Origin of the sequence: Crossiella sp. CA-258035 (genome assembly GCF_030064675.1) — a bacterium.
Classification (GTDB): domain Bacteria; phylum Actinomycetota; class Actinomycetes; order Mycobacteriales; family Pseudonocardiaceae; genus Crossiella.
Genome location: NZ_CP116413.1, coordinates 1,041,594 through 1,063,644, shown reverse-complemented (window position 1 = coordinate 1,063,644; position 22,051 = coordinate 1,041,594). Strand labels below are relative to the sequence as shown.

19 protein-coding genes are annotated in these 22,051 nt (G+C 72.4%); 5 read left to right on the top strand and 14 right to left on the bottom strand.

The genetic code is table 11. The annotated features are described in order from the left end of the window. Positions 1–5: 5 nt before the first annotated feature. Complete coding sequence (locus N8J89_RS05155; protein ID WP_283663203.1) at positions 6–1,088, top strand: pentapeptide repeat-containing protein; 1,083 nt, start codon at positions 6–8, stop codon at positions 1,086–1,088. Here the strand turns inward: N8J89_RS05155 and hutI are convergent. The 5 genes from hutI to hutH are packed head-to-tail and all read right to left on the bottom strand — an operon-like array spanning position 1,052 to position 7,934. Further along, positions 1,052–2,209, bottom strand: coding sequence for an imidazolonepropionase (gene hutI / locus N8J89_RS05150; RefSeq protein WP_283663202.1), 1,158 nt, complete (start codon positions 2,207–2,209; stop codon positions 1,052–1,054). The genes N8J89_RS05155 and hutI overlap by 37 nt on opposite strands. Further along, positions 2,206–3,516: a formimidoylglutamate deiminase gene (locus tag N8J89_RS05145; RefSeq protein WP_283663201.1), complete on the bottom strand. Its 1,311-nt coding sequence runs from the start codon at positions 3,514–3,516 to the stop codon at positions 2,206–2,208. Before N8J89_RS05145 ends, hutI begins: the two co-directional genes overlap by 4 nt. After that, positions 3,513–4,715, bottom strand: a complete 1,203-nt coding sequence (locus N8J89_RS05140; RefSeq protein WP_283663200.1) for an allantoate amidohydrolase — start codon at positions 4,713–4,715, stop codon at positions 3,513–3,515. The genes N8J89_RS05145 and N8J89_RS05140 overlap by 4 nt, the downstream gene beginning before the upstream one ends. Beyond that, positions 4,712–6,385, bottom strand: a complete 1,674-nt coding sequence (hutU, locus tag N8J89_RS05135) for a urocanate hydratase (protein WP_283663199.1) — start codon at positions 6,383–6,385, stop codon at positions 4,712–4,714. The genes N8J89_RS05140 and hutU overlap by 4 nt, the downstream gene beginning before the upstream one ends. A 1-nt stretch (position 6,386) precedes the next feature. Further along, the gene (hutH, locus tag N8J89_RS05130) at positions 6,387–7,934 is read right to left on the bottom strand and encodes a histidine ammonia-lyase (RefSeq protein ID WP_283663198.1); all 1,548 of its coding nucleotides are present in this window, start codon (positions 7,932–7,934) and stop codon (positions 6,387–6,389) included. Positions 7,935–8,021: 87 nt separating this feature from the next. Between hutH and N8J89_RS05125 the strand changes: the two genes are divergently transcribed. Next, a complete protein-coding gene (locus N8J89_RS05125) occupies positions 8,022–8,810 on the top strand; it encodes an IclR family transcriptional regulator (protein WP_283663197.1) in 789 nt (262 codons plus the stop codon). Positions 8,811–8,823: 13 nt separating this feature from the next. On the opposite strand, the gene N8J89_RS05120 is transcribed toward N8J89_RS05125, so the two are convergent. From N8J89_RS05120 to N8J89_RS05105, 4 genes are read right to left on the bottom strand one after another with little or no spacing between them, the layout of a single operon-like run. After that, a complete protein-coding gene (locus N8J89_RS05120) occupies positions 8,824–9,720 on the bottom strand; it encodes an ABC transporter substrate-binding protein (protein ID WP_283663196.1) in 897 nt (298 codons plus the stop codon). Next, positions 9,720–10,484, bottom strand: coding sequence for an ABC transporter permease (locus N8J89_RS05115; protein WP_502868473.1), 765 nt, complete (start codon positions 10,482–10,484; stop codon positions 9,720–9,722). The genes N8J89_RS05120 and N8J89_RS05115 overlap by 1 nt, the downstream gene beginning before the upstream one ends. A gap of 11 nt (positions 10,485–10,495) precedes the next feature. Further along, complete coding sequence (locus N8J89_RS05110; protein WP_283666100.1) at positions 10,496–11,164, bottom strand: ABC transporter permease; 669 nt, start codon at positions 11,162–11,164, stop codon at positions 10,496–10,498. A gap of 5 nt (positions 11,165–11,169) precedes the next feature. Further along, a complete protein-coding gene (locus N8J89_RS05105) occupies positions 11,170–12,264 on the bottom strand; it encodes an ABC transporter ATP-binding protein (protein ID WP_252484220.1) in 1,095 nt (364 codons plus the stop codon). A 123-nt stretch (positions 12,265–12,387) separates the two neighbouring features. Here N8J89_RS05105 and N8J89_RS05100 point away from each other — a divergent pair, with 123 nt between their 5' ends. Then, complete coding sequence (locus N8J89_RS05100; RefSeq protein WP_283663194.1) at positions 12,388–13,926, top strand: bis-aminopropyl spermidine synthase family protein; 1,539 nt, start codon at positions 12,388–12,390, stop codon at positions 13,924–13,926. On the opposite strand, the gene N8J89_RS05095 is transcribed toward N8J89_RS05100, so the two are convergent. Then, positions 13,915–17,142: a bifunctional diguanylate cyclase/phosphodiesterase gene (locus tag N8J89_RS05095; RefSeq protein WP_283663193.1), complete on the bottom strand. Its 3,228-nt coding sequence runs from the start codon at positions 17,140–17,142 to the stop codon at positions 13,915–13,917. The two genes, N8J89_RS05100 and N8J89_RS05095, sit on opposite strands and share 12 nt — an antisense overlap. A gap of 284 nt (positions 17,143–17,426) precedes the next feature. Further along, positions 17,427–18,608: an NAD(P)-dependent malic enzyme gene (locus N8J89_RS05090; protein ID WP_283663192.1), complete on the bottom strand. Its 1,182-nt coding sequence runs from the start codon at positions 18,606–18,608 to the stop codon at positions 17,427–17,429. Positions 18,609–18,929: 321 nt separating this feature from the next. Between N8J89_RS05090 and N8J89_RS05085 the strand changes: the two genes are divergently transcribed. Then, a complete protein-coding gene (locus N8J89_RS05085; RefSeq protein ID WP_283663191.1) occupies positions 18,930–19,544 on the top strand; it encodes a dTDP-4-dehydrorhamnose 3,5-epimerase family protein in 615 nt (204 codons plus the stop codon). Between the two features lie 90 nt (positions 19,545–19,634). Here N8J89_RS05085 and N8J89_RS05080 read toward each other — a convergent pair whose 3' ends face one another. After that, entirely contained in the window at positions 19,635–19,955 is a 321-nt protein-coding gene (locus tag N8J89_RS05080) for a S26 family signal peptidase (RefSeq protein WP_283663190.1), read from the bottom strand. Between the two features lie 81 nt (positions 19,956–20,036). Here N8J89_RS05080 and sodN point away from each other — a divergent pair, with 81 nt between their 5' ends. Beyond that, positions 20,037–20,450 (top strand): superoxide dismutase, Ni, encoded by a 414-nt coding sequence (gene sodN, locus N8J89_RS05075; protein ID WP_252484225.1) that lies wholly within the window; start codon positions 20,037–20,039, stop codon positions 20,448–20,450. A 54-nt stretch (positions 20,451–20,504) separates the two neighbouring features. Here the strand turns inward: sodN and N8J89_RS05070 are convergent, their stop codons facing one another. Both N8J89_RS05070 and N8J89_RS05065 read right to left on the bottom strand, forming a co-directional pair. Beyond that, a complete protein-coding gene (locus N8J89_RS05070) occupies positions 20,505–20,765 on the bottom strand; it encodes a hypothetical protein (protein WP_283663189.1) in 261 nt (86 codons plus the stop codon). Positions 20,766–20,852: 87 nt separating this feature from the next. Next, positions 20,853–22,043, bottom strand: a complete 1,191-nt coding sequence (locus N8J89_RS05065) for a helix-turn-helix domain-containing protein (protein WP_283663188.1) — start codon at positions 22,041–22,043, stop codon at positions 20,853–20,855. Positions 22,044–22,051 lie beyond the last annotated feature (8 nt).

The following is a 22,051-nucleotide window of genomic DNA, read 5'->3' as shown; positions in this document are numbered from 1 at the left end:
AGAGCATGACCGCTCCCCGGGTGCCGTTGACCCCGTTGCGCTGGTGGTGGGTCGCGGTGTCCGCGGCCGTGGTGGTGCTGGCCGGGCTGGGCATCGGCATCTGGTTGTGGCAGGCGGCGCGAGCGCTGCCGGAGCCGGAGGCGACCAAGGCGCAGATCGAGGCGATCCGCACCGGCTTGACCACCTCGGCGGGGGTGGGCGCGGCGCTGGCGCTGCTGCTGGCGGTGCGGCGGCAGCGGGCGACCGAGGCCGGGCTGGGGTTGCAGGACGCCGACCTGGCGCAGAAGGAGCAGGCCGCCGCGGACGCCCGGCACGACGCGGCGGAGAAGCGGATCACGGAGCTGTACACCAAGGCGGCGGATCAGCTGGGGTCGGACAAAGCGCCGGTGCGGCTGGCGGGGCTGTACGCGCTGGAGCGGCTGGGGCAGGTGAATCCGGACCACCGGCAGACGATCGTGGACGTGGTCTGCGCCTATCTCCGGATGCCGCATGATCGCGGTGAGCAGGAGCGGCAGGTCCGGCTCACCGCGCAGCGGATCCTGCGGTCCCACCTCGCGCTGCCGGACGAGGCATCGCCGGATGACCGGGCCCGGTTCTGGCCTGACATCGACCTGGACCTCTCCGAAGCCGTCCTGCTGGACTTCGACCTCAACCGGTGCGAGGTCAGGAGCCTGCGGCTGCGCGGTGCGACGTTCAACGGCAGCGCGGACTTCATCCGCGTCAAGGTCGGTCAGGTCGCCGACTTCAGCGGCGTCACCTTCGCCGGCCCGGCCCGGTTCGACCAGGCGGCCTTGCAGTTCACCCTCTTCGTCGAGGCCCGCTTCCTGCGCGACGCCAGTTTCGGCTCGACCCGGTTTAACGGGACGCCGTCCTTTTCCGGCGCGGCCTTCGCCATCCCCGCGGACTTCACCGGCCCGGACTCGGCCCTGGTCAACCTCAGCCAGGCCCGCGCACGGGTCGGCACGGACGACCACTGGCCCGAAGGCTGGGTCGTGCAGCCACCACCCCGCGAAGCCGAGGGCCGGATCGACGGCCTGCCCGGCAGTTGGGGCTACCTGACCCGCAGTCCGCAGCGCCAGACCGAGTGAGTCAGCGGCACCCCCGGCCGGTACGCCAGGTGCGTCACCGACGGGGCGTCCAGCACGTGCACGTCCGCGCGCGCCCCCGGCCGGAGCACGCCGACCGCGCCGTCGCCGCTGTCCCGGCCCAGTGCCCGTGCCCCGCCCCAGGTGGCCGCGCGGACCGCTTCCTCGACGGTGAGGCGCATCTGGAGGACCGCGGTGGCCACGCAGAAGGCCATGGAGGAGGTGTAGCTGGAGCCGGGGTTGCAGTTGGAGGCCAGGGCGATGGTGGCGCCGGCGTCCAGGAGCTTGCGGGCTTCGGGGAGGGGCTGGCGGGTGGAGAGGTCGCAGGCGGGGAGCAGGGTGGCGACCGTGCTGGAGCCGGCCAGGGCGTCGATGTCGCTGGGGGTGAGGTGGGTGCAGTGGTCGACGCTGGCGGCGTTCAGCTCGACCGCGAGGCGGACGCCGGGGCCGTGGCCGAGCTGGTTGCCGTGCACGCGCAGGCCCAAGCCCTTGGCAGCGGCGGCTTTCAGGACCTCGCGGGACTGGTCCTCGTTGAAGGCGCCGGTCTCGCAGAAGACGTCGGCCCAGCGGACGTGCGGGGCGACCGCGTCCAGCATCTCGCCGCAGACCAGGCGGACGTAGTCGTCGGCGGCCCAGCCCGGCGGGACCAGGTGTGCGCCCAGGAAGGTGACCTCGTCGGCCAGCTGACCCGCGATGCGGGCGGAGCGGAGCTCGTGTTCGGTGCTCAGGCCGTAGCCGGTCTTGGTTTCCAGGCAGGTGGTGCCCTGACTGGCGGCCTCGGCCAGGTGGCGGCGCAGGCCCTCGGTGAGCTGCTCGTCGGTGGCCTCGCGGGTGGCGTTGACGGTGACCGCGATACCGCCGGCGGCATAGGGCTGGCCGGCCATCCTGGCGGTGAACTCGGCGGTGCGGTCGCCGGCGAAGAGCAGGTGGGTGTGGCTGTCCACCCAGCCGGGCAGGGCGGCGCGGCCCTCGACGTCGACCAGGTTGTCGGCGGCGGGGGCGTCGCCGGCCGGGCCGGTCCAGACCACGCGGTCGCCGTCGAGGACCAGGGCGGCGTTGGTCAGCTGACCCAGCTCGGGGTCGTTGGTGGTCAGCTCACCGATGTTGGTGATCAGGACGGTCATGCCCACACCTCGTTGATCGCCTTGGCCAGCAACGGTCCTGCCGCGCCGAGCCGGATGTGTTCGCCGCCGCGCACGATCAGCTCGCCGCCGCTGACCACACTGTCCACATCGGACGCGGTCGCGGCCAGCAGGACCTGGTCGGGGCGGCAGCCCGCGGTGCGCACCGAGTCCAGCCGCAGCGCCACCAGGTCGGCCCGGTTGCCAACCGCGATGACTCCCGCGTCCGGCCAGCCGAGCGCGCGGTGACCGTCCACTGTGGACGCTTGAAGCAGCTCGGCGGGGGTGAACCGGCCGCGCTGGCCGGTGCGCAGGCGTTCGTGGTGTTCCAGCGCCCTGGCTTCCAGGATCGGGTCGTTGACCGCGTGCTGGTCGCTGCCGAGGGAGATCGGGCTGCCCGCGTCAGCCAGCTCGCGGGCCGGGCCGATGCCGTCGGCCAGGTCGGCCTCGGTGGTCGGGCAGAAGCAGGAGCCGGTGCCGGTGCCGCCGAGCAGCGCGATGTCACCGGTGGTCAGGTGGGTGGCGTGCACGGCGGTGGTGCGCGGGGACAGCGCGCCCGCCTCGTGCAGCAGCTCGGCCGGGGTCCGGCCGTGCGCGGCCTGGCAGGCCTCGTTCTCCGCGGGCTGCTCGGACAGGTGCACGTGCAGTGGGCGGCCTTCGGCTCCGCTGACCACGTCGGCCAACTGGTCGCGGGGCACCGCGCGGACCGAGTGGATGGCCGCGCCGATGCGGGTGTTCGGGTCCTCGGGCATGGCCGCGACGCGGGCAGCCCAGGACGCGGCGTCGCCGTCGCCGAAGCGGAGTTGTTCCCGGGCAAGGGGATCGCCGAAGCCCGCGGACAGGTAGCAGGTGTCCAGCAGGGTGAGCCGGATGCCCGCCTCGGCGGCGGCCTGGCGCAGCGCCTCGCCCATCGCGTTGGGGTCGGCGTAGGGCTTGCCGCCGGGGGCGTGGTGCACGTAGTGGAACTCGCCGACCGCGGTCACCCCGGACAGCGCCATCTCCGCGTACACCGCGCGGGCCAGCCGCAGGTAGTTCTCCGGGTTGAGCTTGGCGGCCAGTGTGTACATGCCCTCGCGCCAGGTCCAGAAGGTGCCGCCGTCGCCGTGCGTGCGGCCGCGCAGCGCCCGGTGGAAGGCGTGCGAGTGCGCGTTGGCGAACCCGGGCAGCACCACCCCCGGCAGCCGCCGCGCACCCAGCGGCGGACTGTCCACTGTGGACACACCGGTGATCATGCCGCGGTCCGTGCGGACCAGCACGCCGCCGGTCACCCCGCCGGGCAGCCAGGCCTGTTCGCACCAGTAGGTGCTCATCGGGTCAGCTGCTCGACGACGTGGGCCAGCGCGGCCACCCCGGCCTCGCAGTCGGCCGGTTCGGCGTGCTCGGCAGGGGCGTGGCTGATGCCGGCGGGGTTGCGCACGAACAGCATCGCGGTGGGCACCTTGGCCGCCAGGATGCCGGCGTCGTGGCCCGCTCCGGTGGGCAGCGCGGGCACGCCGCCGAGCTGGGCGGCCAGCTGGTCCCGCAGCGCCGGGTCGAAGATCACCGTGTCGCCGTAGGACTCCTCGGTCACGGTGACCTGGCAGCCCTCGGACTCGGCCGCGTCCCTGGCCGCCGCAGTGATCTCGGCGACCACGTTGCGGGTCACCTCGTCGGTGGCCGCGCGCGCGTCCAGCCACACGTCCACCGCGGAGGCGATCACGTTGGTGCCACCGGGATTCGGGATGAGCTTGCCCACGGTGGCCCGCGCCCCGTCCACCGCGTTCGCCGCGGCCCTGGCCGCCAAGACCAGCTGCGCGGCAGGCAGCATCGGGTCGGTGCGGTCGCCGATCAGGGTGGCCCCGGCGTGGTTGCCCTCGCCGGTGAAGCGGAACCGCCAGCGCCCGTGCGCCAGGATCGAGGAGGCCACCCCGACCGGCGCGTCCACCTCGATCAGCCCCTTGCCCTGCTCCACGTGCAGCTCCACGAAGCAGCCGATCCGGGCCAGCGCCTCGTCATCGGGACCGAGCCGGGCCGGGTCCAGTCCGGCCGCGGCCACCGCCTCGGCCAGGGTCACCCCGTCCAGGTCGGTGAGCCGCCGCGCCGCGTCCGCCTCGATGGTGCCCGCCATCAGCCTGGAACCCAGGCAGGGCACGCCGAACCGGCCGCCCTCCTCCTCGGCGAACACGGTCACCGCGAACGGCCGGTTCGGCCGGAAACCCTTGGCCTGCAACACCTCCACCGCGGCCAGCGCGGAGACCACGCCGAGCGGGCCGTCGAAGGCGCCGCCGCCGGGCACCGAGTCGAGGTGGCTGCCGGTGATCACCGCGTCCCGGCCGGGCGCGCCCCACCAGGCCCAGAGGTTGCCGTTGCGGTCGGACTCCACCGCCAGCCCGCGCTTGAGCGCCTCGGCGGTGAACCACTCGCGCAGCTCCAGCTCGACCCGGTCGAACCCATGCCGGGAGTAACCGCCGCGCTGGCGGTCGGCCCCGACGCCGGCGATCTCCGCCAGCAACCCCGTCGCAGTGCTCATGCCTTCTTTGCTACCCCTTCCATGGGCACCCGCACACCGCGTTCCGCCGCAACCTCATCGGCTCGCGAGTAGCCCGCGTCGACGTGGCGGATGACGCCCATGCCGGGGTCGTTGGTGAGCACGCGTTCCAGCTTCTGCGCGGCCAGCGGGGTGCCGTCGGCCACGGTGACCTGACCGGCGTGGATGGAGCGGCCGATGCCCACGCCGCCACCGTGGTGGATGGACACCCAGGTGGCCCCGGAGGCGGTGTTGATCAGGGCGTTGAGCAGCGGCCAGTCCGCGATGGCGTCCGAGCCGTCGGCCATCGACTCGGTCTCCCGGTACGGGGAGGCGACCGAGCCGCAGTCCAGGTGGTCGCGGCCGATCACGATCGGCGCGGACAGCTCGCCACTGGCCACCATCTCGTTGAACCTCAGCCCGGCCAGGTGGCGTTCGCCGTAGCCGAGCCAGCAGATCCGGGCGGGCAGGCCCTGGAACTCGACCCGCTCCTGGGCCATCTTGATCCACCGGTGCAGCGCCTTGTTCTCCGGGAACAGCTCCAGGATGGCGCGGTCGGTGGCCTCGATGTCCTTGGGGTCGCCGGAGAGCGCGGCCCAGCGGAACGGGCCCTTGCCCTCGCAGAACAGCGGCCGGATGTAGGCGGGCACGAAGCCGGGGAAGTCGAAGGCCCGGTCGTAGCCGCCGAGCTTGGCCTCACCGCGGATGGAGTTGCCGTAGTCGAAGACCTCGGCGCCCCGGTCCATGAACCCGACCATGGCCTCCACCTGCTCGGCCATCGACTCCCGGGACCGGTCGGTGAACTCATCCGGCTTCTTGGCCGCGTAGTCGTGCCAGTCGGCCAGGTCCACGCCCTTGGGCAGGTAGGCCAGCGGGTCGTGCGCGGAGGTCTGGTCGGTGACCACGTCGATGTCCACGCCCCGGCGCAGCAGCTCGGGGAAGACCTCGGCCGCGTTGCCGATCACCGCCACGGACAGCGGACGCCGCTCCCGCTTGGCCGCCAGGCAGCGCTCGACCGCGTCGTCCAGGTCCTCGGCGATCTCGTCCAGGTAGCGGGTCTCCAGGCGGCGGCGGGCGCGGTCCGGGTCGACCTCCACGCAGAGCGCGACACCCTCGTTCATGGTGACCGCCAGCGGCTGGGCGCCGCCCATGCCGCCGAGTCCGCCGGTGAGGGTGAGCGTGCCGGCCAGGGTGCCGCCGAAGCGCTTGTTCGCCACCGCGGCGAAGGTCTCGTAGGTGCCCTGCAGGATGCCCTGGGTGCCGATGTAGATCCAGGACCCGGCGGTCATCTGGCCGTACATGGTGAGCCCGAGCTGCTCCAGCCGCCGGAACTCCGGCCAGCTGGCCCAGTCGCCGACCAGGTTGGAGTTGGCGATGAGCACCCGCGGCGCCCACTCGTGGGTGCGCATGACGCCGACCGGGCGGCCGGACTGCACCAGCAGCGTCTCGTCCGGGGCCAGGTTGGTCAGCTCGCGGGTGATCGCGTCGAAGCTGTTCCAGTCGCGGGCGGCCTTGCCGGTGCCGCCGTAGACGACCAGGTCGTCCGGGCGCTCGGCCACCTCGGGGTCGAGGTTGTTGTGGAACATGCGCAGCGCGGCCTCGGTGGACCAGTCACGCGCGGTCAGCTCGGTGCCGCGCGCGGCGCGCACCGGACGGGGGCCTGCGGTGGTCACTTCACCCTCCATGAGTCGTCGAGAGGAATGGCTCGACCGCGGCGTGCAGCTCACCGGAACGCACCACGCGTTCGGCGGCGGCGATCTCCGGGGCGAGGTGGCGGTCGGGGCCGGGGCCGGCGACGTGCTCGCGGAGCACGCGCAGCGCGGCGGCGGTGGCCGGGGCCGGGGCGAGCGGGGCGCGCAGCTCCAGCGCGCGGGCCGCGGTGAGCAGTTCGATGGCCAGCACGGTGGTCAGGCCGTCCACCGCCTTGCGCAGCTTGCGCGCGGCGGACCAGCCCATGGACACGTGGTCCTCCTGCATGGCCGAGCTGGGGATGGAGTCCACCGAGGCCGGGTTGGCCAGCCGCTTCAGCTCGGAGACCAGCGCGGCCTGGGTGTACTGGGCGATCATGTGGCCGGAGTCCACGCCGGGGTCGTCGGCCAGGAACGGCGGCAGCCCGTGCGAGCGGGCCACGTCCAGCATCCGGTCGGTGCGCCGCTCGGCGATGCTGGCCACGTCGGCGACCGGGATGGCCAGGAAGTCCAGCGCGTAGGCCACCGGCGCGCCGTGGAAGTTGCCGTTGGACTCCACCCGGCCGTCGGCCAGCACCACCGGGTTGTCCACCGCGGCGGCCAGCTCCCGCTCGGCCACGGTCTCCACGTAGGCCAGGGTGTCCCGGGCCGCGCCGTGCACCTGCGGGGAGCAGCGCAGCGAGTAGGCGTCCTGCACCCTGGTGCAGTCCGGGCCGCGGTGGCTGGCCACGATCGGCGAACCGGCCAGCGCGGCGAACATCCGGGCCGCCGAGCGGGCCTGGCCGGGGTGCGGGCGCAGCGCCTGGAGCTCGGGGGCGAACGGCCGGTCGGTGCCCAGCAGCGCCTCCACGCTCATCGCGGCGGTGACGTCGGCCAGGTCGAGCAGCCGGTGCAGGTCGGCGGCGGCCAGCACCAGCATGCCGAGCATGCCGTCGGTGCCGTTGATCAGCGCCAGGCCTTCCTTCTCGGCCAGCTGGACCGGTTCGATCCGGTGCTCGCGCATGGCCTCGGCGGCCGGGCGCAGCCGCCCGGACTCGTCCCTGACCTGGCCCTCGCCCATCAGCGCCAGGGCCACCGCGGACAGCGGGGCCAGGTCGCCGGAGCAGCCGAGCGAGCCGTACTCGTGCACCACCGGCACCAGCCCCGCGTTGAGCAGCGCGGCCATGGTCGCCGCGGTGCGCGGCCGGATGCCGGTGTGACCGCTGGTCAGCGTGCGCAGGCGGAGCAGCATCAGCGCGCGCACCACCTCGGCCTCCACCTCCGGCCCGGCGCCGGCGGCGTGCGAGCGGACCAGCGAGCGCTGCAGCTGGGCGCGTTTCTCCGGCGGGATGTGCCGGACGGCCAGCGCGCCGAAGCCGGTGGACACGCCGTAGGTGGGCGTGGTCGCCTCGGCGAGGGCCTCGATGTGCGCCCTGGTGGCCGCCATGGCCTCCTGGGCCTCCGCGGTGATCTCCACGGCCGCGCCGCCGCGGGCCACCGCGACGACCTGCTCGCGGGAGAGCGGCTTCAAGCCGACGGGTACCGGTTGCTGCATGTGCCCATCAGAACCTGTGACCGAGTGGCACGGCTATCCCGGTTGGGGTGACACTGTCTGGGATCCCAGACGTGTTGAGGAGTGCCGGTGGGCGCGAGCAGCGACATTCCCGCGCTACGGCGTGGGCTGGCGGTCTTGCGGCTGCTGGCGGGCAGGGCCGGGCCGATCTCCGCCGCCGCCATCGCCCGCGAGCTGGAGCTGCCCCGCTCGACCACCTACCACCTGCTGACCGAGCTGGTCAGCGCCGGTTTTGTCACCCACCTCGCGGAGGAGCGCCGCTACGGCCTCGGCGTGGCCACCTTCGAGCTCGGCTCGGCCTACCTGCGCCACGACCCCCTCGAACGCCTGGCCCGCCCGCTGCTGCGCCGCCTGGTCGACCGGGTGGACACCACCGCGCACCTGGGCGTGCTGCACGGCGCGGAAGCCCTCTACCTGCTGAAAGAACAGCCGCACCGGCCGCAGACCCTGGTCACCGACGTCGGCGTGCGGCTCCCGGCCCAGCTCACCGCCTCCGGCCGGGCCATCCTCGGCGGCCTGCCGCCCGCGCAGGTCAGGGCGCTGTTCCCGGCCGCGCGCGCGTTCGTCGACCGCACCGGCCGCGGCCCGCGCGACCTGCCCGCGCTGCGGCGGCTGCTGAGCGCGGAACGGCAGCGCGGCTGGGCGGTGGAGGACGGGCACGTCACGCCCGGGTTCGCCTCGGTGGCGGTGCCGGTGTTCGACCACGGCGGGCGACCGGTGGCGGCGATCAGCCTGACCATCCGGCACGAGTGCGAACAGGAATGCGGCCAGGACTGGCCCGAGTTGGCCGCCGAGGCCGTGCAAAGCGCGGCCGGGCTGACCGCCAGGATCGGCGGCCAGCCCGGCCGGGGGAACTAGCTGTTGCCGCTTACTAGCCGGCGTTCTGCTTCACGAAGTCCCAGGCCACGTCCTGCGGGTTCTCCTTGTCCACCTCGATCCGCTTGACCGCGGCGGCCAGCTTCTCGGTGGTGATCTTCTTGGAGATCTGGTTCAGGGCGAGCTTGGCGGCGTCCTTGAGCTTGCCGCTCTTGGCCAGCGGGATGACGTTCTGCGCCGGGTACATGTTCTTCGGGTCGGCCAGCTGCACGAAGTTGTTGGTGCTGATCGCCGAGGCCGTGGTGAACAGGTTGGCCACCTGGGCCGAGCCGCCCTTGATCGCGTCCAGGGTGACCGGGCCGCCGGCGTCGGTGGAGCGGATCTCCTTGAAGGTGCAGTTGTACAGCTGCTTGATCTTGGCTTCCCAGCGGGTCTTCCACTCGCCGGCCGCGGCCAGGGTCAGCTGCGGGCACTTCGGGCCCAGGTCGGCCATGGACTTCAGGTTGAACTGCTGGGCCACCTGCTGGGTCACCACCAGCACGTCCTTGTCCTCGCCCGGCGCGGGCTCCAGCACCTCGAGGTCCGGGCCGGTCTTCTGCTTGAGCGCGTTGTAGACGTCCTCGGACTTGGTCAGCGTGGTGGCCGGGTCCAGCGCCTGCAACAGGTTGCCGCTGTAGTCGGGCACCAGGGTGAACGAGCCGTCCTTGAGGCCCTTGAGCACCACCTCGCGCGCCGACACCGGGCTGGCCACCTCGGACTTGACCCCCGCCTCCCGCAGCACGGTGGCGTAGATCTGGGCCAGCAGCTTGTTCTCCGGGAAGTCGACCGAGCCGATGTTGATCGTCCCGTCCGCAGCCGGCGCGTTGTTGTCCTTGAGCGGGTCCGATGGCGCCCCGCAGGCGCTCACCGCGGCCAGGACCAGCACGGCCAGCGCCGCCAGGTTCCGCTTCATTACCTTGTCCCTCCAGCGACACCGGACTCCGCGGCCCGGGTCTCGATCTTGGCTGAGTTGTTGTCCCCGTTGGACTTCGCCCGGACCTTGGTCGCGCCGCGGGCGATCGCCGCCGCGCGCGCCGCCACCCGCAGGCCGCGCGGCACCACGATCCGCTGGAGTCCTGCCAGCAGCAGGTCCAGCACCACCGCGAGCAGCGCCACCGCGAACGCGCCCGCCACCACCTTCGGGTAGTCGTAGATCCGCATGCCGTCCAGCAGCACCCGGCCCAGTCCCCCGAGTCCGACGTAGGCCGCGACCGCCGCGGTCGCCACCACCTGCAGCATCGCGTTGCGCAGGCCGCCCAGCAGCAGCGGCAGCGCGTTGGGCACCTCGACCTGCCACAGCCGCTGCCAGCCGGTCATGCCCATGCCGCGGGCGGCGTCCACCACCCCGGCGTCGGTGTCCTGCACGCCCGCGTAGGTGCCGGCCAGGATCGGCGGCACCGCGAGCACGATCAGCGCGATCAGGGTGGAGACCTGGGAGCCGCCGCCGAGCAGGAACAGGAAGGTCACCAGGCCCAGCGTGGGCAGCGCGCGCATCGCGTTGGAGGCGCCGACCAGCACCAGCCCGCCGCGCCCGGTGTGCCCGACGAACAGGCCCAGCGGGATGCCGATGGCCGCGGCGCCGAACACCGCGATCAGCGTGTAGTAGAGGTGCTCGACCAACCGGTTCGGCAGGCCGTCCGGCCCGCGCCAGTGCTCGGGGTTGGCCAGCCAGTCCATCAACTGCTGGATCACAGCGAGCCTCCGGTTCCGACCCTGGTCCACGGGGTGAGCACCTTGCGCAGCACCACCAGCGCCCCATCCACCAGGGCCGCCAGCACCAGGGTGAGCACGATGCCGACGATGATCGGCGGGAAGTCCTGCACCCGGAACCCGTCGGTGAACAGCACGCCGAGCCCGCCGACGCCGATCAGCGCGCCCACGCTGACCAGGCTGATGTTGCTGACCGCGGCCACCCGCACGCCCGCGGTGAGCACCGGCACGGACAGCGGCAGGTCGACGGCGAAGAACCGGTGCACCGGCTTGAAGCCGATCGCGGTGGCCGCGGCGATCACGTGGTTGGGCAGCGAGTCCAGCGCGTCGATCACCGGCCGCACCAGCAGCGCGGTGGTGTAGACGGTCAGCGCCACCACCACGTTGACCGGATCGGTGATCCGGGTGCCGAGCAGGCCGGGGATCACCACGAACAGCGCCAGCGACGGGACGGTGTAGACGATGTTGGCGGTGCCCAGGAACAGGGTGCGCAGGAACCGGGTGCGCTGGGCCAGCCAGCCGAGCGGGATGGCCAGCAGCAGGCCGATCAGCACCGGGACCAGGGAGAGCAGCACGTGCTCCAGCAGGCCGCTGAGCACCCCCTCCAGGGTCGCCCGGCTGCTGAGGTAGCGACTGAAGTCGTCCAACACGCTCAGACCCTGCCCGTCTCCTGCTCGCGGTGCCGCGCCAGCAGGTCGAGCACCTGCTGTGCGGTGACCACGCCGGAGTAGCCGCCCTGCTCGTCCACCACCACGCCGAGCCCGGCGGGCGAGGACAGCGCCGCGTCCAGCGCGCCGCGCAGCGCGGTGCCGCGCACGTGCAGCGAACCGCCCGGCACCAGCGAGGCCTCCGCGACCTGGCCGTCCGCGATGGACTCCGGCGGCAGCCAGCCGCGCGGCTGGTTCCGCTCGTCCAGCGCCAGCGTCCAGCCGGTGCCGGCCCGCCGTTGCGCGCCCACCTGCACGGTGGCCACCGAACGCAGGTCCAGCTCGCCATCCTCCACAAAGGACAGTCCGCGGTAGCCGCGGTCCTTGCCCACGAAGTTGGCCACGAAGTCGTTGGCGGGCCTGGTCAGCAGCTCCGCCGGGGTGGCGTACTGGGCGAGCACGCCGCCCTGCCGGAACACCGCGATCTTCTCGCCGATCCGGACCGCCTCGTCGATGTCGTGGGTGACGAAGACGATGGTCTTGTCCAGCTCGGCCTGCAACCGCAGCAGCTCGTCCTGAAGTCCTTCGCGCACAACGGGATCCACCGCGCTGAACGGCTCGTCCATGAGCAGCACCGGCGGGTCCGCGGCCAGCGCCCTGGCCACCCCGACCCGCTGCTGCTGCCCGCCGGAGAGCTGCGCGGGGTACCGCGAGCCCAGTGCCGAGGGCAGGCCGACGGTCTCCAGCAGCTCGGCGGCGCGGGCCCGCGCCTTGCGCCGGGTCCAGCCGGAGAGCAGCGGCACGGTGGCGATGTTGTCCAGCACGCTGCGGTGCGGGAACAGGCCTGCCTGCTGGATCACGTAGCCGATGCCGCGGCGCAGCAGCGCCGGGTCGGAGTCCCTGATGTCGTTCCCGTTGACCAGGATGGTGCCCGAGGTGGGTTCCACCATCCGGTTGACCATGCGGAGCGAGGTGGTCTTCCCGCAGCCGGACGGCCCGACGAACACGGTGATCGTGCCCGCCTGCACGGAGAGGGTCAGCTCGTCGACGGCGACGGTGCCGTCATCGAAGCGTTTGGTCACGGCCTGGAACTCGATCACGCGAGCCCCCCTGTGGTCGTGACGGCCACTGGCCGGCCGCCGCCTGAGCAATCGACCTTAGTCCGATGGACTGACAACGGCGAGGTCAACACCCAGTGGCCAGCCCTTTACAGTAAACGTTTTGTGACCGTCGACGCGCCGCTGGACCAGCTCGCCGCCCACCTGTCCGCGGCCGGACCGGGGCGCCGCCGGCTACGCCGTGTGCTCGCCCTGCTGGCCGAGGGCTGGCAGCCGCTGGCCGAGTTGATCCGCAGGCCAGCCGCCCCGCGCCGCTCGGTGGAGGAGCTGCTGACCCTGCTCGGCCCCGACCTGGAGAGCAACGGCGACCGGCACCGCATCCGCCCGGCCCGCGCGCAGGCCTACCGCGCCGCCTTCGAACTGGCCGAACTGGCGGAACCGGCAGACCCGCTTGCCGGTTCTGTGAGCCAGCACACAGGGCTGCTGCCCACCATCCGGTCCGACATCGCGGACGGCCCGCCGCCGCTGCCCGCGCTGGACCACGTCCCGGCCACCCCGGAGTCGGTGCTGCGCCGCGCGCTGTGGCTGGCCCAGCGCTACGACCTGGACGAGGCCCGCGTGCTGTGCCTCGGCGACCACGACCTGACCTCGCTGGCGCTGTGCGCGCTGCGCCCCGACCTCCAGGTGACCGTGGTGGACCTGGACGAGCGCCTGCTCGCGCACATCGACGGCCTGGCCCGCGCCCGCGGCCACCGGATCCACTGCCTGCACGCCGACCTGCGCTTCGGCTTCCCGCCAGCCGCCACCGGCTGGGCCGACCTGGTCTTCACCGACCCGCCCTACACCCCGGAGGGCATCGGCCTGTTCGCCACCCGCGCGGTGGAGTCGCTGCGCGATCCGGCCACCGGGCGGATCCACATCGCCTACGGCTTCAGCGAGCGCAGCCCGGCGCTGGGCGCCAAGGTGCAGCAGGAGCTGCTGCGGCTGGGCCTGGTGTTCGAGGCGCTGCTGCCGGACTTCGACCGCTACCAGGGCGCCCAGGCGGTGGGCAGCGCGAGCTCGCTCTACGTCTGCCGCCCGACCGCCAAGGCGAAGAAGACCGTTGCCGGGACCGGCATCTACACCCACGGCCCGCAGTCCATCGAGTCCACCGGCGCGGGCCAGCTCGGCCCGGTGCGCGAGCTGGCGGCCAGGGACGGCCTGGAAGTCGTTGTCCGCCAACCGGGTTGGTCCGCCCCGGTGACCGCCCGCGGCGCGGTGGCCGTGGACACCACCGCCGACCCCGGCCCGTGGGCGCTGCGGCACCTGCTGGCCATCTCCGCGGACCGGGTGCTGCTGCTGGTGGACAACAACCACCCCGACATCACCAGCGAACGCGGCCAGCGCGCCTTGGCGGATCTTGTTGCCAGCAAGTACAAGCTGCGGTTCCTGCGCAGCACGCCCGGCCCGAAGTCCGCGGTGATCGTCGCCGACCGGATCACCGAAACCCCTGCCGCGCAACAGGTCCAGCGCGACCTGCTGGACCGCGCGCACGGCAAGCCGGGCAACATCTGGCGGGAGGCGCTGACCAGGACCGGCCTGACCAAGAACGAGGCCCGCGCCCGGATCGCCGAGCTGACCCCCGGCCTGGACCTGGGCAACCGGCTGATCGACCTGCCCCGCCACCAGCTCGCCGAGCTGCTGGCCGCGGTCTCACATGCTTGAGTCGGCCTTGGGCACGTGCAGCCTGCCCAGCGAGAGCACCGCGCGGAACTCCCTCGGCGGCACCGCCCTGGAGAACAGCCAGCCCTGGTAGGCGTCCACGCCGACACCCCGCAGGATGTTGAACTGGGTCGCCGTCTCCACGCCCTCGGCCACACAGCTGCGGCCCATCGCCCGCGCCATGTCCACCACCGCGCGGGCCACCGCGAAGTCCGAGGGGTCCTTGCCGACCCCGGAGACGAACCTGCGGCCCACCTTGATGATCTGCGCGGGCAGGTCCTTGAGCCGGGCCAGCGAGGAGTAGCCGGTGCCGAAGTCGTCCACCGCGAAGCGCACCCCGCGCTCGACCAGCTCGGCCATCACCGCGCGGGTCTTGGACGGCAGGTCCACCAGGCTGGTCTCCACCAGCTCCAGGATCACCCGGTCCCATTCGATGCCGCTCTCCGCGACCGCGGTGGCCACGATGTCCACGAAGTCCTGGTCACCCGGCAGCAGCCCGGCCAGGTTGACCGCGACGCCGGGCGCCTTGGCGCCGTTGGCCGACGGCCAGTTCGCCGCCTCCTTCAGCGCCGCGCGCAGCACCCAGCGGTCCAGCTCGCGCAGCAGGTCGCCCTGTTCGGCCACCGGCAGGAAGACATCCGGCGCGAGCAGGCCGCGGTCCGGGTGCGGCCAGCGGACCAACGCCTCGGCGGTGATCACCGTGCCGCTGGAGTCGACCACCGGCTGGAAGTGCAGGGCCAGGCCGTCCCTGGCCAGCGCGTCGCGCAGCTGGCCCTCCAGGTGCACCTGCCAGTCCGCGGAGGCCATCAGCGCGGCACTGGCCAGCGACACCCGGCCGGCGCCGCGCCGCTTGGCCTCGAACATGGCCGCGTCGGCGAAGCGCAGCAGGTCATCGCCGGTGGCGCGGGAGCCGTTGGGCACCGCCGCGCCGATCGAGGCGGAGATCCGGACCAGCTGGCCGTGCACCGGCACCACCGTGCGCAGCAGGCTGGAGACCTTGGTGGCCAGCGCGTCCACCCCGCCGACCTCGTCGATGTTCTCGCAGATGATCACGTACTCGTCGCCGGAGAGCCTGGCCGCGGTGCAGCCCTTGGGCAGCCCGCCCTCCAGCCGCCTGGCCAGCACCACCAGCAGCTCGTCCCCGGCGTCGTGGCCGAGGGAGTCGTTGACCCGCTTGAAGTTGTCGATGTCGCAGAACAGCACCGCCACCCCGTGCGGGTGGTCGCCGTGCAACAGCCCGGCCAGCAGCTCCTTGACCGCGGCCCGGTTCGGCAGGCCGGTCAGGTCGTCGTGAGTGGCCTGGTGCTTGAGCGCCTCGGCGGTGCGGCGGCGCTCGGTGATGTCCTGGAAGACCACCAGGGAGAACCGGCGGCCGTCGTCCTGCACCGACAGCGCCACGTGCAGCTCGCAGTAGACCGGCTCGTTGTCCGAGCGCAGCAGCACCCGCTGCGGGATCTTGAGGTTCTTCTGGTCCTCCGCGGCCATCATGGCGCCGATGGAGAGCTGGTCGGAGGGCTCGTCGGGGTGGGTGAGCTGCTCGGCGGTCATCCCGCGCAGCTGTTCCAGGTCGAAGCCGAGCAGCTCGCACAGCGCGTCGTTGGCGTCGACCAGCCGCTCGCTGTCGTCGAAGATGCCGATGCCCACCGGGGTCACCGAGACCAGGTCGGCGAAGCGCTGGCTGGAGCGCTGCATCCGGGTCTCCACCACCCGCTGCTCGGTGATGTCCTGCGCGGTGCCGACCATCACCGTGCCGCCGTCCGGCGCGGTCACCGCGGCGCCGTGGCAGCGGAACACCCGCACCGCACCGTCGCCGCGGACCAGGCGGTGCTCGCACTCCACCGGCTGCTCGTCGACGGCCAGCTGCTGCCACAGCTCGTCCACCCACTGCCGGTCCTCGGGGTGCACCAGGTTCAGGTAGTCCTGGTAGGTGGTGCGCTGGCCCGGCGGCACCCCGTAGAGCTCGAAGAGCATCTCCGACCAGGAGGTCTCACCGGTGGCCGGGTACCACTCCCAGGTGCCCAGCCGGGACACCCGCTGCGCGTCGTCCAGCCTGCGCCGGTCACGCAGCAGCTGGCGTTCCAGCGCGCGCTGCTCGGTCACGTTCTGCACGGTGGCCTGCAACCGGGCCACCTTGCGGTCCTCGCCGTGCTCGGCGCGCACCCGCAGCATGTAGACCTTGTCGCCCAGCTCGCCGCGGAACTCGGTCTCCGCGGTCTCGCCGTGCTCGGCCACCAGCAGCCGGTCCCGCAGCTCGGCCAGCGCCTTGAGGTCGCCGGGGTGCACGCCGGAGAGGATGTCGTTGTCCGGCACCGAGCCGACCTCGTCGAAGAGCTCGATCAGCGCCTCGCTGCGGTAGATCGTGCCCGCGGCCACCTCGTAGGTCCAGCTGCCCATGCGCGCGATCCGTTGCGCCTCCAGCAGCCGCACCCGCTCCTTGGCCAGCTCGTTCTCCACCCGCCAGGCCTCGGTGATGTCCCGGATGTAGCCGGTGATGCGGACCAGCTCGCCACGCGCGTCGCAGTGCGACTTGGCCTCGCCGCGGATGCGCCGGATCTCGCCGTCCGGGCGGATCACCCGGTACTCGATGTCGATGGCGTCGCCGGAGTTCTTGTGGTCGCTCCAGTACGCGGCGATCAGCTCCCGGTCCTCGGGGTGGGCCACGTCCAGCACGGCCTGCGCGCCGGGGGTGACCTCGCCGGGGGTGAGGCCGAGGATGTCGTAGTGGTTGGCCGACCAGACGGTCTCGCCGGTGGCCGGGTCGAACTCCCAGGAGGCGATGCCGGCGACCCGCTGCACGTCGTTGAGCCGCCGCTCCTCCTCGCGCAGCGCCTGCGCGGCGGTGGCCAGGTCGGAGATGTCCACCAGCAGCACGATCTGCCGGTTGCGGCCGGGCGCGGGCAGCCGGACCACCCGCACCGGCACCTCGCCGCCGTCGGGGCGGCACAGCCTGATGTCGGGGTCGGCGCCGATGAGCAGCGCGCCCAGCTCCTGGCCGACCAGCTCGTCCACGGTGGCCCCGGCCAGCTCGGCGGCGGCCTTGTTCGCCTTGACCACGTAGGTGTTGGCGTCGCAGAGCAGCGCGGCGGCGTCCGGGAAAGCGATCTCCAGGGAGTCGACCGAGGCGGCGTCGGCCGCGCCGTTGTCCGGGCATGGCTGAGCAGAGCCCGCGGGTTCGAGCACGTGCGGCCCTCGCCCCGTCCGCTGGACCTGCTCGGTCACCATGTCCACCCTTCCGCATCGACCGCCGCGGCGCAGGGTGGCCCGGCCCACGGCTGTCTCAGCAGTGCACCCGAGTCGACGTGGTCACGCCAACCCCCACCCGGATGCCTACCTGAACGAGTGAAGGTAGTAGGTGGGGCCCGGTAGGCCCACCCCCCAGAGTTGGCAATTCAGTGGCAACTTGACCACTGCCCCAGCCTGGGAGAACCACCTTCACCCGGTCAGTGTTGGCGCTGAGTAGCCGGAACGCTCGGTAACCCGGTGAACCTTGTGCCCCGACCCTTTCAGGCTACCCCGTCCTTGCGGGCCGCCTCAGCCACCGCGGCGGCGACTTCGAGCGGAACGCGCGGGTCAAGGGCGCTGGGCACGATCGCGTCCACGGACAGGTCCTCGGCGGCGACCTGGAAGATGGCCTCGGCCGCGGCCAGCTTCATGTTCTCGGTGATCCGCCGGGCGCCGCAGTCCAGCGCGCCGCGGAACACGCCGGGGAAGGCGAGCACGTTGTTGATCTGGTTCGGGAAGTCGCTGCGGCCGGTGGCCACCACCGCGGCGTGCCGGGCGGCCAGCTCGGGGTGGATCTCCGGGTCCGGGTTGGACAGCGCGAAGACGATGGAGCCGGCGGCCATCAGCTGGATCTGCTCCAGCGCGACCTTGGCCGAGGACAGGCCGATGAAGACGTCCGCGCCCTTGAGCGCGTCGTCCAGCGAGCCGGTCAGCCCGCGCGGGTTGGTGATCGCGGCCAGCTCGGCCTTGACCGGGTTGAGCCCGTCCCGGCCCACGCTGATGATGCCGCGGGAGTCGAGCACCACCACGTCCTCGACCCCGGCCGCGCGCAGGATCTTCGCGCAGGCCACCCCGGCCGCGCCGGCACCGGAGATGACCACCTTGAGCGGGGCCAGCTCGCGGTTGAGCGCGGCGGCGGCGCCGCGCAGCGCGGCCAGCACGATGATCGCGGTGCCGTGCTGGTCGTCGTGCATGACCGGGCAGTCCAGCGCCTCGATCAGCCGGGCCTCCAGCTCGAAGCAGCGCGGTGCGGCCACGTCCTCCAGGTTGACCGCGCCGAAGGACGGGCGCAGCCGGACCAGGGTCTCGACGATCTCGTCCACATCGGTGGTGTCCAGCACCAGCGGGATCGAGTCCAGCCCGCCGAAGGTCTTGAACAGCGCGGACTTGCCCTCCATCACCGGCAGCGAGGCGCGCGGGCCGATGTCGCCGAGGCCGAGCACCGCGGTGCCGTCGCTGACCACGGCCACCAGGCGGTGGGTCCAGGTGTAGCGGGCGGCGAGGCTCGGGTCGGCCGCGATGGCATTGCTGACCCTGGCCACCCCCGGCGTGTAGGCGATGGACAGCGCACGGGAGTCGGCTAGTGAGGCGGTCGGGGCGATCGCGAGCTTGCCGCCCTCGTGCGCGGCGAAGATCTCCTCATCGGTGAGCTGACCGGTGACCTGGTCGTCCACGGTTGTCACAGCGTCCCTCCTGGAGGGGGCGAGAGTTGTGGGCGTGCCCGAATGGGCACGTGACGCGGCTCGCCTGGCGCTGTCGAGCCGTGGCGATTCGCGGGATCAACGGGTCGACCACTGGACTGCGGGGTGGAGTCCGGTGATCAACACACGCTGCGGTGCGGACAGTGTGGCACCACTGGCTGATCGTGTCTGCGGTGGGGATCACAGTGACCTTTTTCCTTCCGGTGCAGGTCAGGGCCTGTTTTACAAAACGTCCGTCCGGCTTGTTGGCGGCAACGGCGGTCCTCCGCAGGTCGCGGGACTCAAGCCGTAGGCTCAAGCACCATGCAGGTGCGGAAAACAACGATCCCCGACGCTTACGAATTCACTCCGAAAGTTTTTCCGGATGACCGCGGCCTTCTGGTAGTTCCGTTCCAGGCCGACCTGGTCGCCGAGACCGTGGGCTACCCACTCCGCCTGGCGCAGTCCAACCACTCGGTGTCCCGCCGCGGCGTCATCCGCGGCGTGCACTTCGCCGACACCCCGCCGGGGCAGGCCAAGTACGTCTACTGCGCCAACGGCAGCCTGCTCGACGTCATCATCGACATCCGGCTGGGCTCGCCGACCTTCGGCAAGTGGGAGGCGGTCCGCCTGGCCGCGAACACCTACAACGCGCTCTACATCTCCGAGGGCCTCGGCCACGCCTTCCTCGCCCTCGAGGACAACACGGTGATGAACTACCTGTGCTCCACCCCGTACACCCCCGCGCGCGAGCGCGCGATCAACCCGATGGACCCGGCGCTGGGCCTGCCCTGGGCGGAGCACCTGGACGGCGCCGAGCCGATCCTCTCCGTCAAGGACACCGACGCGCCCGGCTTGGCCGAGGCGGAGGCGGCCGGCCTGCTGCCGAAGTACCAGGCCTGCCTGGACCACTACGCCAGCCAGCGCGCCAACGCCTGAGCACGTCCCCTCCCCTGATCCCCCACCCGCCAGGTCGGCCAGCGCGGCCCCGGCCTGGCGGGCCACGTCAGCCCCGCGGGCGCACCGGGCTCAGTCCTTCCGGCGCACCCGCCCCGGCCGCGGCCACAGCCGCCACCGCACCACCCCGAGCACCTCAGCCGGGCCGAGCAGCGCCGAGTCCGTCGAGCCGAAGGTGTTGTCCCCCAGCACCCACCACCCGCCCTCGACCGCCCGCACCGCCCGCTTCACCGACAGCTGCCCCGGCCGCCCGGCCCAGCGCACCAGCACCACCTCGCCCGGCCGCGGCGCGGCGCCGAAGCGGCACAGCACGGTGTCGCCGTCGGAGAGCGCCGGAGCCATCGACGGCCCGCGCACCAGCAGCCTGCGCACCGGCAGAAGCCGCGTGGTCACAACGATCACCTCCGCCTGCCGGTCCGCGGCGCCCGGAGTAGGGTCACCCGCGTCGGAGCATCCATTGTTCAGGAGGAAATGATGCGACTGCTGTCGCGGATCCTCGCCCCGCGTCTGGAGGTCAGCGCGCACTGCGACCTCCCGTGCGGCGTGTACGACCCAGCCCAGGCGCGGATCGAGGCCGAGTCGGTCAAGGCGATCCAGGAGAAGTTCCAGTCCAACGAGGACCCGGAGTTCCGCCAGCGCGCGATCGAGATCAAGGAACAGCGCTGCGAGCTCGTCAAGCACCACCTGTGGGTGCTGTGGACGGACTACTTCAAGCCACCGCACTTCGAGAAGTACCCGGAACTGCACGAACTGTTCAACAAGGCCACCAAGGCCGCGGGCGCCGGCGGCGCCAAGGGGTCCACCGACCCGAAGACCGGAGCCGAGCTGCTCGACTACATCGAGCAGATCTCGACCATCTTCTGGGAGACCAAGAAGGCCGCTGCCTGATCCAGTGCTGACAACGCCCCGGTCACCGGTTCGGTGACCGGGGCGTTGTGCCGTTCAGGGGTGCTCGGCGGACTCGCCTTCCTCCTCCGGCGCCCGCTCGTCAAGGTGCAGCCTGAACAGTCGCGCGAGGTTGGTCAGCTGGCTGACGAAGAGCAGCTCCTGGTGTGCGGTCAGGGTGACCAGGATCGGGTCCCTGACCCGGGTGCTCCGGCTGAGCTGGCGACGATTGATCTCCCGAGCCTTCTCCGCGACGTCGTCCAAGCCCATGAGAATCGCGGCGACGACGTCGGTCGTGCCGTTGGCGCGCGTGCCCACAAGGTCCTCCTCCCCGGTAGTGGGCAGAAGGCTAAGGACGATCAAGGACTGGCTGTTGTCACCATGACAAGGTCGCCCGATCGGGGGTCAGAGCGACAGACCGGCCCGGTATGCCATCCCGCGGAGCTCCCGGCCCGCCGCGTTCCGCGTGGCCTTGGCGACCAGCTCAACCAGCAACGACCGGGTGAACGGATGCCGGTACACCCGGGCAGGAGAGATCAGCTCCGCGTTCCGGATGGCGACCACCGCGTCGTCGAGCCGCTTCGGCAGGCGGGCGAGTGCCCTGCCGTAGTCCCGCCAGTAAGCCGCCTGCCTGGTCGGCGAGGGCAGTGTGGTGGGGTCGATCGCCTCCGCGATCCTGGCGGCCTCGGCGTGCTCTCCGGACTCCAGCGCGACTGCCATGCGCCACACCCCGACGTTGCCGGGGCCGAAGCCGAACCACAGCGCGTTGCCCTCGCCGGTGCGCTCCGCGAGTTCCGCCGCATGGGCCAGCGCGGCGGCGCGTCCGGCCTGGTCACCGGCGGCCGCTGAGACCAGGGAGCTGGTCAGGGACAACATGCCGGAGACCTGCGACTCGACCGAACCGGCCGTGCCGACTTGCGGTGCCGACAGGACTCGCGCGGCCAGGTCGAAGGCGCCCGCGCCGAGCAGCCCGAACGCGGTCCCGAACGCGCTCAGTGCGAGTAGGAGCGGCTCGTCGAGCCGCTCCGCGGCCTGGCGCGCCAGGGTCGCGGCCTGCCAGCCGAGATCGAGTGGAGCGCCGATGTCCATCAGCCACGCCTGGGTTCCCTGGACGTGCAGCAGCGTGAGCAGGCGCAGCAACCGGCCTTCGTCCCGGCCGGTGGCCAGTGTGGTGTGCAGGTCCCGGATGAGGCCGGGAAGTACCGCGCCGACCCGGTCGTACCGGCAGTCCCGCTGCGCGGTCAGGACTTCGTCAACCCGCGCGGAGAGCTCTTCCGGCGAACCCGTCCGGCCTCCAGGCTCGTGCACGTTCACGGCGAGCAGAGCCAGCCGCACCTCGCCGAGGAAACGATCCTCGGCAAGATCACCGGCGGAATGGGCGACCGGGGCCAGGGCCAGGTCAGTCGGCGCGACCTCCAGCGCCTCGGCCAGCCTGACGATCAGGGAACGCCGGTCGAGGGCACGCTCACCGCTCTCCAGCCGTGACAGGTGGGCGGCCGAGATACCCGCTCGACCTGCGATCACCGCCAGGGTCTTCCCTCGGAGGTGCCGGATCTGCCGCAGTCTGCGGCCGATTTCCGAGTGCTCAGCAGTCACCGGGGCCA

Excerpts from the sequence above, each read along its gene's own strand:
- N8J89_RS05155 (WP_283663203.1), top strand. The coding sequence starts at position 6 with ATGACCGCTCCCCGGGTGCCGTTGACCCCGTTGCGCTGGTGGTGGGTC.
- hutI (WP_283663202.1), bottom strand. The coding sequence starts at position 2,209 with ATGACCGTCCTGATCACCAACATCGGTGAGCTGACCACCAACGACCCC.
- N8J89_RS05145 (WP_283663201.1), bottom strand. The coding sequence starts at position 3,516 with ATGAGCACCTACTGGTGCGAACAGGCCTGGCTGCCCGGCGGGGTGACC.
- N8J89_RS05140 (WP_283663200.1), bottom strand. The coding sequence starts at position 4,715 with ATGAGCACTGCGACGGGGTTGCTGGCGGAGATCGCCGGCGTCGGGGCC.
- hutH (WP_283663198.1), bottom strand. The coding sequence starts at position 7,934 with ATGCAGCAACCGGTACCCGTCGGCTTGAAGCCGCTCTCCCGCGAGCAG.
- N8J89_RS05120 (WP_283663196.1), bottom strand. The coding sequence starts at position 9,720 with ATGAAGCGGAACCTGGCGGCGCTGGCCGTGCTGGTCCTGGCCGCGGTG.
- N8J89_RS05115 (WP_502868473.1), bottom strand. The coding sequence starts at position 10,484 with ATGGACTGGCTGGCCAACCCCGAGCACTGGCGCGGGCCGGACGGCCTG.
- N8J89_RS05085 (WP_283663191.1), top strand. The coding sequence starts at position 18,930 with ATGCAGGTGCGGAAAACAACGATCCCCGACGCTTACGAATTCACTCCG.
- sodN (WP_252484225.1), top strand. The coding sequence starts at position 20,037 with ATGCGACTGCTGTCGCGGATCCTCGCCCCGCGTCTGGAGGTCAGCGCG.